Genomic DNA, 16,604 nt, shown 5'->3' on the forward strand with positions numbered 1-16,604 from the left:
TTCCTCTTTTATGCCGACCGGTCGCCTCTACCAGCAATTTCAACGACTCGCCCAGCTGCTTGGCAGCGACGAGCGGGAGATCAGCCTCGCCGAGGTGGCGGATCTGCTCTGCTGCACCCCGCGCAACGCTCGCCTGCTGCTGCGGCGGATGCAGGATCAGGGCTGGCTCAGCTGGTCGGCGGAAGCGGGGCGGGGGCGGCGCTCCCGGCTCACCCTGCTCGACAGTCAGGAGAGCCTGACCCGGCGACGCTTGCGGGATCTGCTCAGTCAGGGCCAGCTGGCGCAGGCGGTGCGGCTGGCCGAGGATCGCCTCGATCTGCTCACCCCGCTGCTGATCGAACAGCTCGGTCAGGCCACCCGCGAGGGGCGCCAGATCCTGCGGGTGCCATACTACCGGCCGTTGCCGCAGTTGCTGCCCACCGGCCCGATGCGCCGCTCCGAAATTCATCTGAGCCGCCAGATCTTCAACGGCCTGACCCGGCGAAATGAGGAAAATGGGGAAATCGAAGGGGATCTCGCCCACCACTGGGAGTGTCTGGGCCCCTGCCACTGGCGCTTCTACCTGCGCCCGGCGGTGCGTTTTCACCATGGCCGCGAGCTGGTGGTAGAGGATGTGATGGAGAGTCTGCTGGCCCTGCGGGATCGCCCGCTGTTCGCCCATCTGGATCGGCTGGAGAGCCCTTGGCCGCGCACCCTGGATCTCTATCTCGACAGCCCGGATCCTTGGCTGCCCCACCTGCTGGCGGAGCCGGTGGCGACCATTTTGCCGCGGGAGCTCAAGGGGGAGGCGGGCTTTGCCCTGCAACCTGTGGGCACCGGCCCTTACCGGGTCGCCACCAACGATCCCCTGCATCTTTGCCTTGTGGCGTTTGACGACTACTTCGGCCTGCGCGCCCTGCTCGACGAGATCGACATCTGGATGTTGCCGGAGCTTGCTGAGCGGCTGGAGACCCACCTGCAGCTGGGGCGCGACAGCCCTGAGCTCGGTACCATGCGCGGCGAATCGGAGCTGGAGTCGGGCTGCTACTTCCTGCTGCAGGACGATCGTTCCGGATCCTTGCAGGATCCCGCCCTGCGCCAGTGGCTCGGCCAGTTGCTCAATCCGGTGGCCCTGATGGGGCGGGTCGCCCCCGAGTTGCAACGGGGCTGGACCAGCGCCCTCGGCCTGCTGCCCCACTGGCGCGAAGCACTGCCCGCGCCCTTGCCCAGACCGGCGCAGTTGCCGACGACATTGGTGCTTGCCTGCTTTAACCAGCATCTGGAGTTCAACGAGTGTGCCAACGCCATGAGCAGCCTGCTGGCCGAACAGGGGATCCGGCTGGAGGTGCGCACCCTCGATTACGGCCGCTGGGTGAGCGGCGAGGATGAGGATGTGGATCTCTGGCTCGGCACCCTCAACCTCGAACATGCCGGCCCCTTTGCCCCCTACGCCTGGTTGCAGGGCACCCCGTTGCTGCGCAAGGTGTGGAGCAGTCAGCATGAGTTGTGGCAAGGGTTGATGCAGTGGCGGGCCAGCGGTGAGGAGCCCGGCCCCCGCGCCCTGCTGGCAAGGGTGCAGCAGCAGAGCTGGTTTGTGCCGCTGTTTCACCACTGGCTGGAGCTGGAGAGCCGGGTCGGCGTGCACGGGGTGCGGATGACGGCGCTCGGCTGGTTCGATTTTCGCAGCGCCTGGCTGCGGCCCGAGCCGCCCCATCAGCCCGCAGAGGCGCCATAGTTCATCCAATTTCTGTCGCGGCCGATGGGCGCTCCGCGGCCGCTTGCGTGAAAGATCCGTAAATCGGCCGCTGCTGCACAGTTTGTGTCACGCCTCTGTGCCATGCTGTTTCAGGTTATGGACAGCAGAGCAAATGAGGAAAACGATGAGCAACAATTCAGACAGTTCCGCAGGAAAATGCCCGGTCATGCACGGGGGAACCACCTCCGTCGAGACGTCCAGAATGGAGTGGTGGCCGAAGAGCCTCAACCTCGACATTCTTCACCAACACGATACCAAGACCAATCCGCTGGGGGCCGGCTTCAACTATCGGCAAGCCTTGAAGGGGCTCGATATGGCGGCCCTCAAGCAGGATGTGACCGCCCTGATGACCGACAGTCAGGAGTGGTGGCCCGCCGACTGGGGCCACTACGGCGGCCTGATGATCCGCATGGCCTGGCACTCGGCCGGGACTTACCGCATCGCCGATGGCCGGGGCGGCGGTGGCAGCGGCAACCAGCGTTTCGCCCCCCTCAACTCCTGGCCGGATAACGCTAACCTCGACAAGGCCCGTCGCCTGCTGTGGCCCATCAAGAAGAAGTACGGCAACAAGATCAGCTGGGCCGATTTGATTATTCTGGCGGGCACCGTGGCCTATGAGTCCATGGGGCTCAAAACCTTCGGCTTTGCCTTTGGCCGCGAGGATATCTGGTACCCGGAGAAGGATATCTACTGGGGATCGGAGAAAGAGTGGCTAGCGCCCAGCGGCAAGCCGGGTGGTCGCTACTCCGGCGAGCGTGATCTGGAAAACCCGCTGGCGGCGGTGATGATGGGGCTTATCTACGTCAACCCGGAAGGGGTGGATGGCCAGCCTGATCCCCTGAAAACCGCGCAGGATATGCGGGTCACCTTCGCCCGCATGGCGATGGATGATGAAGAGACGGTGGCGCTGACCGCCGGTGGCCACACAGTCGGCAAGGCCCACGGCAACGGCGATGCCAAACAGCTTGGGCCCGAGCCGGAAGGGGCCAGCCTCGAGGAGCAGGGGCTCGGCTGGATCAATCACCACAGCCGCGGCATCGGCCGCAACACTGTGACCAGCGGCATCGAGGGGGCCTGGACCACCCACCCGACCAAGTGGGACAACGGCTACTTCGAGCTGCTGTTCAAGTACGACTGGTGGTTGCAAAAATCACCGGCGGGGGCCCATCAGTGGGAACCGATCAATATCGCCGAAGAGGATATGCCGGTGGATGTGGAGGACCCCTCGATCCGCTGCAAACCCATGATGACGGATGCCGACATGGCGCTCAAATTCGATCCCGAGTATCGCAAGATTGCCGAGCGCTTCCGCGATGATCCGGCGGCCTTCTCCGACGCCTTCGCCCGTGCCTGGTTCAAGCTGACCCACAGGGATATGGGGCCGAAGAGCCGCTATGTCGGCCCCTATGTGCCGACAGAAGATCTGATCTGGCAGGATCCGGTGCCTGCCGGACGTGTCGATTATGACGTGGCGGCGGTGAAGGGCAGGATTGCCGCCAGCGGCCTCTCCATCAGCGAGCGTGTGAGTACCGCTTGGGATAGTGCCCGTACCTTCCGAGGCTCCGACAAGCGGGGCGGTGCCAACGGTGCCCGCATCCGGCTGGCGCCCCAGAAGGATTGGCCGGGTAACGAACCGGCGAGGCTGGCGAAGGTGCTGGCGGTCTATGACAAGCTGGCGGCCGAGTGTGGTGTCAGCGTCGCGGATCTCATCGTGCTGGGGGGCAACCTCGCCATCGAGCAGGCTGCGCTGGCCGCCGGAGTGACGGTGAGCGTGCCGTTTGCGCCGGGCCGGGGGGACGCCACTCAGGCCCAGACCGATGTGGCCTCGTTCGAGGTGCTGGAACCGTTGGCCGACGGCTTCCGCAACTGGCTCAAGCAGGACTATGTGGTGACGGCGGAAGAGCTGCTGCTGGATCGCGCCCAGTTGATGGGGCTCACCGCTTGCGAGATGACGGCGCTGGTCGGCGGGATGCGGGTGCTCGGCACCAACCACGGCGGAACCGGGCACGGGGTCTTTACCGATCGGGTCGGGGTACTCAGCAACGACTTCTTCGTCAACCTGACCGACATGGGCTACCAGTGGCTGCCGAAAGCAAGCAATCTCTACGAGATCCGCGATCGCCGCAGCGGCGCGCTGAAGTGGACGGCCACCCGGGTGGATCTGGTGTTCGGCTCCAACTCGGTGCTGCGCGCTTATGCCGAGGTCTATGCCCAGGATGACAACAAGGAGAAGTTTGTCTGTGACTTCATCACCGCCTGGAACAAGGTGATGAATGCGGATCGCTTCGATCTGTTGGGCTAGTCCCCGAGCCGTTTAGCTAGCTGCACCAGCCCCGCACAGCCAAGAGGTGCGGGGCTTTTTACTGCCCGCTTTTCTGTGCAGCCCTACAATCCGCAGCGCTGCGACACCCGCTGGCCGGTCGCGCAGGGCCGCTGGCATCCCTGTCCTTGGCCCAGCAGTATCATGTAACATGCTGATCCGCTGATGATGCCCGGCGGCCACCCATTGGCCACTGATGTCCAATCAACAGGACAAGGACAGAAACAAAGAGACAAGGAGTCAACTCATGCTGGAAATGCAGATCCAACCCCGCTTTCAGGAGACGGATGCCCTCGGCCATATCAACAATACGGTGCCGGCGGTCTGGTTCGAATCGGCGCGGGATCCCCTGTTCCGGATCTTCTCCCCCGATCTGGATGTGCATAACTGGCATCTGATCATCGCGGGCTATACGGTGCAGTTCAAACGGGAGCTGTTCTACGGCCAGCCGGTCACCATCAAGACTGGCGTGCGCCGCATCGGCACCAGTTCCTTTACGGTCTGGCAGGAGGCCTGGCAGGGCGGCGAACTGGCCGTCACCGCCGAAACGACCCTGATCCATTTTGACTACCGGGCCCGCCAATCCCTGCCCCTGAGCGATGCTCACCGGGAAGGGCTGCGGGCCTGGCTGACAGAGAGTTAACCACGGGCCGGATGGCCCATCACAGGAGTGTTATGTACAACTCAATGCGCAACACAGCGATCGCGCTGACCCTGGGATTCTGCTCCCTCCCTTCTCTGGCCGCTTCTCTCGCCGAGCAGTTTACCCTGATGGAGAAGGGGGCCGAGAGCGCCCTCGATACCCGTCAATTCAGCCATGACGGCGTCGACATCAAGGCCTGGATCGATGGCGCCCCCGTCATCATCGCCGTGCCCATCATGAACGAGCTGGGCAAGCTGGAAGGGGAGAGCCGCTACTACTTCAAGGGCGGCAAGCTGTTCGGGGTCAAAGAGCCCGCCGCCCAGTTTGCCTTTGACGACAGCGGCAAGCTGACCCAATGGTTGGACGAGAAGGGGCAGCCCGCCGAGTTCGTCAGCAAGATGAGCATGCAGCAGCGTCAGGAGTGGCTCACCAAGCGGGCCGCCGAGCTGAGCAAGCTGTTTGTGGTGAGCGCGGCCGAGCAGAAGGCGGCCAAGGGTGGCGTCAAGCTGAAGGGGGCGGATCTCGCTCACTGGCTATGCAACGGCAAACTGATGGATCTCGCCCACGGCGACAAGGTGATCTTCGAGCAGGATAAGCTGAAGATTGGCGAGCAGGGGATCGAAGGGGAGGTCTCCCTGCGTCAGGAGAAGGGGTGGCAGGAGTTGAGCCTCAAGTGCGAGGTGCAGGGCATTCAGGTGACCCGCCTCACCTGGCAGCCGCTGCCGGGTGCCAACAAGCCGCAATAAGCGCAATAGCAAGGGGGCCCATCGCGGGCCCCCTTCTCATTCGGCTTGTGGCTCCCCCAGTTTGAGCCGGGTGAGCGCCTCGACCCGGCGCCACTGTCCGGGTTCGAACCAGCGGGCCAGCAGCTCCTGCTGCTGTTCGGCCCGTGCCTCGTTCGGCAGTTGTCTGAGCTCGACCAGAAAGCCGCTGAGCTGCTCCTCGAACCCTTGCCGGCTCTGCTCAAGCTGGCGCATCCGATCCACCGCTTCCGGCCCCCCTGTCTCCAGCAGCAGAGCCTCCCGTTTGGCCTGGTCCATCTGCGCCAGCTCTTGCAACTCCTCAAGCAGGCGGCTGTTGGCCTCCGCCTCGCGAAACCAGCCCGGTTGCTCTGCCAGCCAGAGATCCAGCTCGCTGGCCAGCTGCGACTTGTCGCTGTCTCTCGCCTCCGCCAGCGCCCTGCGGCGCAGGGTCAGCTGCTCCATCAGTCGATCCTCGGCAAACAGCTGGGCCTGCTCCGCCGGGGTAAAGCTCTGCTGGCGCAGCTGCTCCCGCTCGTCAAACAGGATCTGCAGGCTGGCGAGGGAGATCTCGGTGGGCACCGTCAGGCTGCTCTGGGCGGAGACAAAGGTGCGATAGCGCGCCTGCAGGGCATCGGCGGCCTCCTGCTCGGGATCGTGCGGGTGGCTCTGTGCATGCTGGCTGGCTTGAGCGGGGGATGAGTCTGCCGTCGGTGCCGTGGGCCAGAGCAACACTCCGCCAAGCAGCAGGGTGATGGCGCAGGGCACGACGAGCAGGGTGGCGATCTTCATAGTCCCAGCTCCTTGAGACGGTTGGCATGCTGGCGATAGAGGGTGACCGGATCGGTCTCGAACAGATGGTGGATACCGAAGGACTGGTTCACTTCGTCCAGATGGTTCATCCGGTAGTCGGTGCCGATCACCTTGCCGAGATGGCTGCTGCAGACCCCGACCAGTCCGTCATTGGGCTCCTTGAAGAAGGCGCCGGTCAGCGCCAGCGCAGGATCCACCGGATCCAGCAGATTGGTCAGGTTGCCGCGCCCGCTCCAGGAGAAGTAGTAGACGCCGTTGCTGGCCTGCATCGGCCCCTCGCCGCAATAGCGGCTGGGCAGCCCCTCCGGGTAGCGCTGGTTGAACTGGCTGGCCCCCTTGCTGGTGAGGGCATCGAGGGCGGCGACCGGATCTTGCGGTAGCTGGCTCCCGCCCGAGAGCAGTGAAATCATGCCGGAGAGGGCGTGGGCCGCGGCGGCAGCCAGTTTCTCGGCGGCGCTGCCGGGGGCGGCATTGGCCCGCACCAGATCGGCAATCTCTGAGCCGTAGTTGACCCCGCCGACGCTGGTGGCGGAGGCGACCAGCTCGGGGGCGACCGAGGCGACATAGCGGATGGTGGGGCCGCCGTGGGAGTGGCCGATCAGGTTGACCTTCTCAGCGCCGGTGGCAGCCAGCAGCAGCTCAACCTGGGCGAGCAGCTGTTCGCCCCGTTGCTCCGAACTGGCGGTGGCCGACACCTGGGCCACGTAGACTTTGGCACCATCCCGGCTCAGGGCCTGGGGAATGCCGTAGAAGTAATCGACCCCGAGCAGCTTGTCGAAGCCGAACAGGCCGTGCACCAGCACTATGGGGTAGCGGGTCTGGGTGTATCCGCTGGCGTGTGCCAGCATGGGCAGGGTGCAGAGCAGCACCAGAAGCCATCTCTTCATCATCAGCATCCTTGTTGATTCGTGAGGAACAGATTGTGTGGCGTACTCCATGTTCGCCGGTGCCAGTATGGTGGCTGCTGACGGGAGAGGCTGTGAGGGGGATCGCAACTCGGGATTCAAAAGGGATTCAGGGTGTGGGCGGGGAAGCTGAGCTCCCCGCCCTGCGGCTTATTGCCACTCCACCAGGTGATACTGCTTCTTGCCCCGGCGCAGCAGCAGGTAGCGGCCAAACAGCCGATCAGTGGCACTCAGCTGATCATCCTGCTTGAGCACACCATTGAGGCTGATGGCGCCTGCCGCCAGCAGTTCGCGGGCGATGCGCCTGGAGTTAGCCAGACCGCAGCTGACCAGCAGACTGACCAGATCCGTCTCGCCGCTGACGGTGCTACACGGCATGCCATCCTGCGCCAGCTGGGCCAGATCGCTCTCGCCGAGGCGAGCAACATCGCCGCTAAACAGCAGCTCGCTGATGCGCTGCACCGCAGCCAGCGCCGCCTTGCCGTGTACCAGCTCGGTCAGCTCGTCGGCCAGCACCTGCTGGGCCTGCTTGCGCCCCTGCCGCTTTGCGTCTTCCGCCTCCAGTGCATCAATCTCGCTCAGCGACATAAAGCTGTAGTAGCGCAGGAAGCGGTAGACATCCTCATCCGCGGTGCCGAGCCAGAACTGGTAGAAGGCGTAAGGGGAGGTGAGCGCCGGATCGAGCCAGACCGCGCCCCCTTCGGTCTTGCCGAACTTGGTGCCGTCTGCCTTGGTGATAAGGGGTAGGGTCATGCCGTGCACCTGCGCCTGATGGAGGCGACGGGTGAGATCCATGCCGCTGGTGATATTGCCCCACTGATCGTTGCCGCCAATCTGCAGGGTGCAACCGAGCCGCTGGTGCAGCACTGCAAAATCGTAGGATTGCAGCAGAGCGTAGGAGAACTCGGTGAACGAGATGCCCTGATCCGGGCGAGCCAGCCGCTGGCGCACCGATTCCCGCGCCAGCATGGCGTTGACCGAGAAGTGCTTGCCGATATCCCGCAGAAAGTCGAGGGCGGACATCTGCCCCATCCAGTCGCCATTGTTGACCAGTTGCGGGGCCGACAGGCCCTCATCGGCGGGCAGCAGCGCCCTGATTTGGGCCGACAGGCTGGCGACCCAACCCTGCACGGTATCAGCACTGTTGAGGCTGCGCTCGGTCGCCTTGAAGCTGGGATCGCCGATAAGGCCGGTTGCCCCGCCCACCAGTGCCACCGGGGTGTGGCCCGCCAGCTGGAAGCGGCGCAGCATCAAGAGCGGCACCAGATGACCGATATGCAGGCTGCCAGCGGTGGGATCGAACCCGCAATAGACGGTGCGCGGGGTGGCAAGATGATCGGCCAGGGCCGCCGGGTCGGAATTCTGGGCCACAAGGCCGCGCTCGGTCAGCTCATCGAGCAGGTGGGGGTTGATCATGGGTACTCCAACAACAGGGGAAAAGCCGTCATCCTCGCCGTTCTGGCCGGTGGCGGATATGTCCCCTGAGGGACAGTTTTGCCACTCTCGTGCTAGCATTCAGCCATAGCGGGGAATCGCTCCCCGTCACCGGAAACGTGCCACCATGACCCAGCCATTCACCACAGATGCCTTGACCCGCAGCATGACCGAGGTGGTCGATGCCCTGCACAGCAGCGCCTTTGCGGCGGCGCTGGTGCGGCTGATCCAGCAACAGGTGGCGTTTGATTGCGCCCTGCTGCTCGGGGTGGGGCAGCGGCCCGTCTACCTCTACGACAACCTCAACCATCAGCGGGCTCTGCTGTTTGATCGCTACCTCACCAGCCACTTCAGTCAGGATCCCTTTATGCAGGCGCTGGAGCAGGGCTTGCCTGCCGGCGTCTGGACCCTGGCGCAGGTCTCCCAAGGGCGGCTCGATCCCGAATATCGCCACCACTTCTATCAGGCCACCGGCTGGCAGGAGGAGGTGGGGCTGATCCTGCCGGTGCGGGACGGACTGACGCTGATGCTGTTTCTGGGGCGACTCGACAAGCGCAGTACCCTCAGCCGTGACGAGCTGGCGAGGCTGGAGCAGCTGTTCCCGCTGGTACATTCGCTCTGTCGTCAGCAGTGGCGGCAGAGCCAGCCGCTGTTGGCCCAGAGCACTGTGCTGCCAGACAGCGCCAGCCTCCGGAGTGCGGTGGAGCAGGCGATGGCGAGTGTCGGGGGCGATAGGCTTACCCGGCGCGAGCGGCAGGTGGCGGAGTTGCTGCTGCAGGGGCTGGATACCGAGGCGATTGCCGCGGAGCTCGGGATTGGCAGTGGCACGGTGAAGAATCACCGCAAGCACCTCTACGGCAAGTTGCGGCTCGGCTCGCGGGCCGAGCTGTTCAATCTCTTTCTGAACCACCTCATTACGGCTCCGGTGGAGGCATCACAGGCATCATCGGCGGGAGATAGAGAGGGCCCGCCATAGGGCGGGCCGGGGTTACTCGAGGCGCGGGATGGTGGGAGTTGTTTCGGGCAGGATACTGAGCAACTGGTAGCGCTTCATCAGCTGCTTGTATTCACCCCCCTGTTTGACCTTGTCCAGCGCCTGTTGCAGGCGGGCAACCTGTTGCTTGTCTGCCCTCAGGTTGAAGGCGAAGCAGTTGTCCTGCTCTTCAATGATCGCGACGGTGACAAAATCCTCGCTGGGGAAACCCAGCTCTTTGGCCTGATGGCGCAACATCACCTCGTTGCCCGCCACCAGATCGGTGCGTGCCATGATGAGCTGGCGCACCACCTGATCCATGCGCTCTACCGACATCATATTGCCTGGGCTGATCCCGCGGTTGAGCAGCAACTGCTCCCCGACATCCGCCTGCATCACACCAATCTGCAGCTTGGCGAGATCCGCTTTGCTGGTCACTTTGGGGGCATCCTGCTTGCGGCCGACCAGCGCGACCCTGGAGTGGCTGATGGGGCAGACCCAGAGGAAGTGGGGATCCCGCTCCTTGGTATGCGCTGTGGTAAAGAGCACAGCCTCTTGCTGCTGGGTCAGCAGATACCAGCCGCGGGCCCAGGGCAGAAAGTGGATGGGTTGCTCCGGCTCCCCCATTTCGCGCCACATCAGGCGCAGCAACTCGACCGCCAACCCCACAGGCTGACCATTTTTATCCTGGCCATTGAGTGGCATGTTCTGCTCCGAATAGTAGATAAGTGCCGGAGCAGGGAGCGCGATAAACAGGGCGAGAGAAGCGAGAACAGGGAGCAGACGACGCATGATGCACTCCTTGTGCGGGTAGTTACCTAACAGTCTATGTGGCCTTTTCCATAACGTCATGATCCGGTAGCGGGATAAAAAACAGGCCACCTTGCGGTGGCCTGTCGGTTTATTTGAGCAGGGCTTCCATCTCCGCCTCTGCCTTGGCGCGAGCCTTGGCCTCCGCCGCTCTGGCGGCATCGGCAATGCTCTCTCCGGCCGTATGAGAGGCAGCGCTGGCGGCCTGTTTGGCCGGAGCGGCAACGGCTTTGGTCGCTTCTTGCGTCACGGTAGCGGCGGCACTGCTGACTGTCTGTTTGGCCGGAGCGACAACGGCTTTGGTGGCTTCCTGTGTCACGGTCGTGGCGGCGCTGCTGACAGCCTGTTTGGCCGGAGCGGTAACGGCCTTGGTGGCTTCTTGGGTCGCGGTCGCAGCGGCGCTGCTGACGGTTTGCTTGGCTGGATCGGCAACGGCCTTGGTGGCTTCTTGGGTCATGGTCGCAGTGGCGCTGCTGACTGCTTGCTTGGCAGGAGCGGCAACGGCCTTGGTGGCTCCTTGGGTCGCGGTCGCAGCTGTGCTGCTCACCGCCTGTTTGGCAGGTGAAGTGACTGCGGTGGTTGCAGTGCGGGTAAGAGCGGTCGTGCTTTGGCTCACCGCTTGGGTGGCCTGTCCTGTAGCGTTGGCGGCTGCGCCGCTGATGGCCTGGCTGGCGCTGTTGGTCAGCGAGCCGGTGACGCCGCGGGTCACTGTGCCCAGCGCGCTGCCAAGGGAGAAGGGGGAGGCGCCACTCTGACTGGTCGCCGCGCCGGTCAGGGCATTGGTCGCCGGGGTGAGCTGGCTGGTAGGGGTCTGCCAGCCTTGCATGGCGGTTGGCCAGGTCGGTACCGTGCCCGCCAGATTTTCGCCAAAGGTCTGGGTGGTGCCATCCCCTTTTTGCAGCAACACAGACATCTGGTTGGTTTGCGAGTTCCACACCATCCCCGCCTGCTTGGCTATATCGGGTACAGGTGCATAACGGGATACGACGTAAAACAGCGGACCCTCCTGCTGCAATTCATTGGCGGTCTTGAGCAATTGCATGGTGCTGTCGTAGTTGGGGCCAAGGATGGCGGTCATCCGATCCTTGATCAGGGGTTGTTCGAATAGATTGACCTCGTTCGGGTCAAAGCCGACCAGCGGCTTGAGCAGGGCCCACATCAGCTGGCTGGTGGGACCCATCATCAGCAATGGGGCAACGCAGGCGGACAACATCAGGCTCAGGCAGGCCGCCTTGAGCAACGGCATGATACGCATTGGGATAAGATCCAAATAACGATTTGATAAATAAGGTTATATTTTGTCAGGAAGCGACAAATTCACCGGGAGTTTGCGCGTGGCAGCGAGAGACTGCCCGCAGGCGCTGGCAGGCTACCATATTGGCTCCACAATACCAGCAGGCTGTATGATTATCCGTCAAGTAAACTCGGGCCGGGTTGCTGGTCTGAGTGAGCCCGCTGGCCTGGTGTGCTCAGGGATGGTGTTGTCAGTAGCCAGATGGTCGCAGGATACGAAGATGATTTGAGGGGATCTGCGAGGCTTTTCTTGATCCAGCTAAAGACATAGGCGTGATCCCTGTCGCATAATGCAGCTCCTTTCTACTCTTGGCTGGAACCTAAGAAATGGCTCGTCGCTCTTCCAATGCACAACGTCGTCGCAGTAGCTGGTGGTACAAACGCCTGTTGGCAAGGGAGCGGCAAGAGCGCGAAGCGCGTTCTGTCCGGGATTGATAACGCATTGAAAAACGGAGCCTCGGGCTCCGTTTTTTGTTGCTGGGCATTTGTCGTGTAGCTGGCCGTCTGGTTATCTTGTCCAGCCATCGCATACCCTGTTGCCCGACGCCATCGGCAATTATCCAGAGAGCTAAAATCGTGAGAGTCGACGTCGTATCCTACAACCCTCAATGGCCAGTCCACTTTGTGGCGGAAGAGACCCAACTGCGCAGTGTGCTGGATCATTGCCTGCTGACTGCCCACCACATTGGCAGTACCTCGGTCCCAGGCCTGGCGGCCAAGCCCATCATTGACATCATGCTGGAGGTGTCATCGCTGGATCGGCTTGATGAGCAGAACGGGCAACTGGAGGCGCTGGGTTATGAGGCGATGGGGGAGTGCGGGATTGCGCGTCGCCGCTATTTCCGCAAGGGGGGTGATGAGAGAACTCACCAGATCCACGCCTTCTTGCAAGGGGATGACCATGTGCGCCGCCATCTGGCCTTTCGTGACTATCTAAGAGCCCACCCGGCTGCATGCAGGGAATACGCCGAGTTGAAGCAGGCGGTAGCTGCGAGCTGTCAGCATGATATCGAGCGTTACTGTGCGGGCAAGAATGCCTTTGTGAAAGAGCATGAGACGCGCGCGCTGCGGTGGTTGGCTGGGCTGGGGCCTGCTCTCTGAGCGAGCGTGTACGCAACGGAAGGCGGGGCCTGATGGCCCCGTTTTGTTGCTGATGGCTTCTGCCAGCTAGTGAGTCGGCGCAGCAAGGTGGCCAGTGCCGGCTCGACCCGCTTGGCGTAATCAGTGTCGGCCTGCTAGAGGAGATCGAGCTGGGCCGTATCAATGGCGTTATTCTCCACATTGATGAGGGCACGCATCAGGTGCGTAGCAAGGCTGTTGTTGTCGACCACGGGGCATCGCTGTCGCTGTGCAGTGTTCTTGCTGTTATGGTTTCTCTCCTCGCAGACACAGAACCGGTCCAGAGCGTTGCCCAGCGATGGGTCAATGGCTTTTTCATCGCCCTTTGATAGGCAAGACAAATGGGTGTGGGTAGGGGATGTGTAACCGCGCCGGATATTGCATGATGGGGGTTTCGAGAAGGAGCCTCATATGCAGATTACTATCCGTCATGCCGAACCCGCCGATGTCCCCGCCTTGCGGGATCTCTACGCCATGCCCAATGCCCAGGCGGGCACCTTGCAACTGCCTTTTCCGACCTTGGGGCTGTGGCAACAGCGGTTGGAACAGAGTGGTGTGGTGGCGCTGGTCGCCGAGGTCGACGGCCTGCTGGTAGGCCAGCTCTCGCTGCTGGTTGAGTCCAATCCGAGACGCAAGCATGTGGCCTGTATCGGTATGGGGGTACGGGATGACTGGGCCGGCAAAGGGGTGGGCTCTGCCCTGATGGCCGCGGCGCTGGATCTGGCCGATAACTGGCTCAACCTGCACCGGATTGAGCTGACCGTCTATACCGACAATGAGCCCGCACAGGCGCTTTATCGCAAGTTCGGTTTTACCGAGGAGGGGCGAGCCCGTGACTATGCCTTCCGCCAGGGGCGTTATGTAGATGCGCTCTATATGGCCAGAGTTGCGGGGAGCGTCAGTCGCTAACGGCATGGTCGACTATCAGGCCAGATTGCGCCCGGCGATCCGGGCGCTGGAGCAGAATCCCGATCTCTCCATTGAAACGCTGGCAAGCAGTGCCTGCTTGTCTTTCTACCATTTTCACCGGGTGTTTACGGCTGTGGCGGGGGAGACGCCCGGGGAGATGTGTCGTCGTCTGCGCATCCAGCGGGCTGCTTGGCAGCTCTGCTATACCGATGCCAGTGTCACGGCCATTGCGTTGGGGGCGGGGCTCGCCAGCTCCCAGGCGTTTGCCAAGGTATTTCGCCGTTACTATGGTTGCACGCCGGGAGAGTTTCGCCGCGACAAGAGCAAGAATGGACACTTGATGAGCAAGGATGGACACGCACTTGTGCAGCCTAATCCTTATGCTGAGGGTCACTCATCAGCAAGGAGCAATACCATGAAAACCATCGAGATGGACGCCCGCACTCTGGCCTATATGCGTGTCACCGGCCCCTATGGCGAGGGGTATGGTCCCGTTTGTAGTCAGCTGCATCAGTGGGCCAGCGCCCGCGGTCTGGAAGGTGGGGAGTGGATCTTCATCTATCACGATAACCCCGAGGTGACCCCGCCAGCCCAGTGTCGCACTGACATCGGGGTGACGGTACCTGCGGGGACGGTGGGGATGGGAGCGGTCGAGATCCAGCTTATTCCCGCCGGTCGTTATGCCCAGTCCCGTTATCTTATTACCGACCGCAGTCAGTATGGCCCGCGTTGGCAGGAACATATCGGCGACATCGTTACTGCCGGGCTGGAGTTTGGCAATGGCCCCTGCTTCGAGCTCTATCACAGCATGAGCGATGATCCGGTGCAGGACGATGTCAGCTTTTGCTCCAGCCTCAAGGGGTAGGGCGCAGAAGGGGAAGCTGAGCGGTACATCATGTCGCGCAGAAACGAGAGAGCCGGACAGTGTCCGGCTCTTTTGCATCTGGCGGTTGGGCGGCGGTTAGCGCTGGAACCCCTTCTGGGCGAACTTGGGGCGGGCGTTCATGATCTGCTCCACCTGTTCGTCGCTCATCTTGCCACGCGACAGCCCCAGCACCTTGTAGGTGAGCAGCGGTCGGGCGGGCAGGGCGATCATCAGGGCGCGGATCTGGTTCTCGTCATCCTTATCTCGGGTCGGCTTGCCGTAGGCATAGGTGAGGACGCCGGCATCCATCAGGTTTTTGACGGCGGGCTCGGTGATCGGCAAGTTTATGACGCTTTTACGCTGCAGCACGAACTCGCGCAGCACCGCCTTTTCGTTGAAGTCGAGGAAGCCGATCATCTGGGCCAGCTGGTCCTGCTGACGGCGCGCCTGCCACTCTTCGCAAGCCCACTCCCAGGCGATCAGGAAGCCCTGACTGCAGAAGTAGGAGATGGCGATCAGCATGCCGACCCCCAGCCAGGCCGCATGATCCGCAGCCCACTGGCTGACGGCCCCTTTCATCAGCCCGGCCGGAAACAGCAAAATGATGCTGCAACAGAGCAACAACCAGACCATTAGCCAATTGAGGCGGCTGAGTTGATAGAAATGTTGGATCCACCGTTTCATTGTTCATCCTTCCCAAACTGTTGTGGATAGTGAACTACCTACAGCAATCGGTGTGCCAACAGCGTAATGGTGGCGGGGAGGGGAGGCTAGCGATACATTTCCTTACAACTTATTGAATGAGTTGTCAGTAATTTGCCTTGTGAGGCGGCGGTCGAGTTGGTAAAACGTCCCCTCAGTCATTGGGGAGTAGCAACCCGCCCGTATTCCGGGCCGGGCCCATGTCAACACTCTTGGATCCTCGCATCCATGGCATGGGCGGCGATAGGCACTATCGCTCTGCAAGACCTTTGGCCTCGATATGCACGCCAGCCGGGCGAGCCATGTCGGGTCCATCGGTTATTCTGCTCGCCTGGCGGTATCTATTATGTTGATTACCCTGCTGTTATTTCTCGTCTCTGCGGTCACCATCTACCTTGCCTGCGAATACTTCGTCAACGGCATCGAATGGACCGGACACCACTTCAAATTCTCGCAAAGTGCCACCGGTTCGCTGCTGGCTGCACTGGGTACGGCGCTGCCCGAATGCATCGTCACCCTGACCGCCCTGCTGATGGGTAACACGACCGCCCAGCAAGAGATTGGCATCGGTGCCGCCCTCGGCGGGCCGCTGGTGCTGGCTACCATCGGCTACGCGGCGGTCGGCCTCACCCTGCTGCTTTGCATGGGGCGTACCGAACGGGCCATCGATGGCGAGGTACAGCGCGAGATTGGCCGGGATCAGCGCTGGTTTATGGGAATCTTTCTGGTGGCCACTGTACTGGGTCTGGTCGCCTTTACCGGCAAGAGCTGGCTGGCCCCGCTCTTCCTGCTGGTCTACCTCGTCTATGTAAGGCGCGAGCTGAAGCAGAGCGACAGCCATGAGGTCGAGTTGCCTGAGCCTCTCAAGCTGGCTCCAAATGCCGGGATCCCGCCTCTTGGCAAGGTGCTGCTGCAGACGCTGGCGGCGCTGGTAGTGGTGGCGCTGGCAGCGCAACTGTTTGTCCATCAGCTGGAGAGCATGGGCGAGCTGTTTGGCCTCTCGCCGGTGCTAGCGGCCCTGCTGCTGAGCCCGGTGGCGACCGAGATGCCGGAGCTGATGAACGTGCTGATCTGGGTGCGGCAGGGCAAGAACCGGCTGGCGCTGGCCAATATCTCCGGGGCCATGATGATCCAGGGCACTATCCCCAAGGCGTTCTGTCTGCTATTCACCCCCTGGCTGCTGGATAGCGCCATGATGGCCTCCTCGCTGGTGACGCTGCTGGCGGTCGGGTTGCTCTGGTGGGGCTTCAGAAAGGGGGTGATGACCGCCGGGCGGTTGGCACTGGTGGGCTTGCTTTATCTCGGCTTCTGCGGCTGGTTGCTGGTGAGCTGAAGCGGGAAGC

General features: G+C 62.5%; 15 protein-coding genes and 1 riboswitch. Of the genes, 9 read left to right on the top strand and 6 right to left on the bottom strand.

From position 1 onward, the window contains the following. The first annotated feature begins 10 nt into the window (after positions 1–10). The 4 genes from sgrR (at position 11) to G5221_RS08275 (ending at position 5,444) form a co-directional block, all read left to right on the top strand. Complete coding sequence (gene sgrR / locus G5221_RS08260) at positions 11–1,714, top strand: HTH-type transcriptional regulator SgrR (protein ID WP_421263077.1); 1,704 nt, start codon at positions 11–13, stop codon at positions 1,712–1,714. A gap of 145 nt (positions 1,715–1,859) precedes the next feature. After that, positions 1,860–4,037: a catalase/peroxidase HPI gene (katG, locus tag G5221_RS08265; RefSeq protein WP_421263078.1), complete on the top strand. Its 2,178-nt coding sequence runs from the start codon at positions 1,860–1,862 to the stop codon at positions 4,035–4,037. Between the two features lie 265 nt (positions 4,038–4,302). Beyond that, positions 4,303–4,698 carry an acyl-CoA thioesterase gene (locus G5221_RS08270; protein ID WP_005336457.1) on the top strand — a complete coding sequence of 132 codons (396 nt, stop codon included), beginning with the start codon at positions 4,303–4,305 and terminating at the stop codon, positions 4,696–4,698. A gap of 44 nt (positions 4,699–4,742) precedes the next feature. Next, complete coding sequence (locus G5221_RS08275; protein ID WP_335827376.1) at positions 4,743–5,444, top strand: hypothetical protein; 702 nt, start codon at positions 4,743–4,745, stop codon at positions 5,442–5,444. A gap of 36 nt (positions 5,445–5,480) precedes the next feature. Here G5221_RS08275 and G5221_RS08280 read toward each other — a convergent pair whose 3' ends face one another. The 3 genes from G5221_RS08280 to tyrS form a co-directional block, all read right to left on the bottom strand. Then, positions 5,481–6,230 (bottom strand): lipase secretion chaperone, encoded by a 750-nt coding sequence (locus G5221_RS08280; RefSeq protein ID WP_335827354.1) that lies wholly within the window; start codon positions 6,228–6,230, stop codon positions 5,481–5,483. After that, entirely contained in the window at positions 6,227–7,138 is a 912-nt protein-coding gene (locus tag G5221_RS08285) for a lipase family alpha/beta hydrolase (RefSeq protein ID WP_031227935.1), read from the bottom strand. The genes G5221_RS08280 and G5221_RS08285 overlap by 4 nt, the downstream gene beginning before the upstream one ends. 168 nt (positions 7,139–7,306) lie before the next feature. Continuing rightward, positions 7,307–8,572: a tyrosine--tRNA ligase gene (gene tyrS / locus G5221_RS08290; protein WP_421263079.1), complete on the bottom strand. Its 1,266-nt coding sequence runs from the start codon at positions 8,570–8,572 to the stop codon at positions 7,307–7,309. Positions 8,573–8,717: 145 nt separating this feature from the next. Here tyrS and G5221_RS08295 point away from each other — a divergent pair, with 145 nt between their 5' ends. Continuing rightward, positions 8,718–9,566 carry a helix-turn-helix transcriptional regulator gene (locus tag G5221_RS08295; protein ID WP_335827786.1) on the top strand — a complete coding sequence of 283 codons (849 nt, stop codon included), beginning with the start codon at positions 8,718–8,720 and terminating at the stop codon, positions 9,564–9,566. A 12-nt stretch (positions 9,567–9,578) separates the two neighbouring features. On the opposite strand, the gene G5221_RS08300 is transcribed toward G5221_RS08295, so the two are convergent. Then, a complete protein-coding gene (locus G5221_RS08300; RefSeq protein ID WP_421263080.1) occupies positions 9,579–10,355 on the bottom strand; it encodes a substrate-binding periplasmic protein in 777 nt (258 codons plus the stop codon). Between the two features lie 109 nt (positions 10,356–10,464). After that, positions 10,465–11,628, bottom strand: coding sequence for a hypothetical protein (locus G5221_RS08305; RefSeq protein ID WP_421263081.1), 1,164 nt, complete (start codon positions 11,626–11,628; stop codon positions 10,465–10,467). 614 nt (positions 11,629–12,242) lie between these two features. On the opposite strand from G5221_RS08305, the gene G5221_RS08310 reads away from it, so the two are divergent. From G5221_RS08310 to G5221_RS08320, 3 genes are all read left to right on the top strand, one after another. Next, positions 12,243–12,767 (top strand): GrpB family protein, encoded by a 525-nt coding sequence (locus G5221_RS08310; RefSeq protein ID WP_421263082.1) that lies wholly within the window; start codon positions 12,243–12,245, stop codon positions 12,765–12,767. 429 nt (positions 12,768–13,196) lie between these two features. Further along, positions 13,197–13,694 (top strand): GNAT family N-acetyltransferase, encoded by a 498-nt coding sequence (locus tag G5221_RS08315; RefSeq protein ID WP_421263083.1) that lies wholly within the window; start codon positions 13,197–13,199, stop codon positions 13,692–13,694. 4 nt (positions 13,695–13,698) lie between these two features. Continuing rightward, positions 13,699–14,559 carry an AraC family transcriptional regulator gene (locus tag G5221_RS08320; protein WP_323906431.1) on the top strand — a complete coding sequence of 287 codons (861 nt, stop codon included), beginning with the start codon at positions 13,699–13,701 and terminating at the stop codon, positions 14,557–14,559. A 96-nt stretch (positions 14,560–14,655) separates the two neighbouring features. Here G5221_RS08320 and G5221_RS08325 read toward each other — a convergent pair whose 3' ends face one another. Further along, entirely contained in the window at positions 14,656–15,243 is a 588-nt protein-coding gene (locus G5221_RS08325) for a superinfection exclusion B family protein (protein WP_216952701.1), read from the bottom strand. A gap of 169 nt (positions 15,244–15,412) precedes the next feature. After that, a riboswitch (yybP-ykoY riboswitch) is annotated at positions 15,413–15,519 on the top strand. A gap of 88 nt (positions 15,520–15,607) precedes the next feature. Here G5221_RS08325 and G5221_RS08330 point away from each other — a divergent pair. After that, positions 15,608–16,594 (top strand): sodium:calcium antiporter, encoded by a 987-nt coding sequence (locus G5221_RS08330; protein WP_421263084.1) that lies wholly within the window; start codon positions 15,608–15,610, stop codon positions 16,592–16,594. The last annotated feature ends 10 nt before the right edge of the window (positions 16,595–16,604 follow it).

Source organism: Aeromonas sp. 602200 (assembly GCF_049173895.1).
Taxonomy (GTDB): Bacteria; Pseudomonadota; Gammaproteobacteria; order Enterobacterales; family Aeromonadaceae; genus Aeromonas; species Aeromonas veronii_A.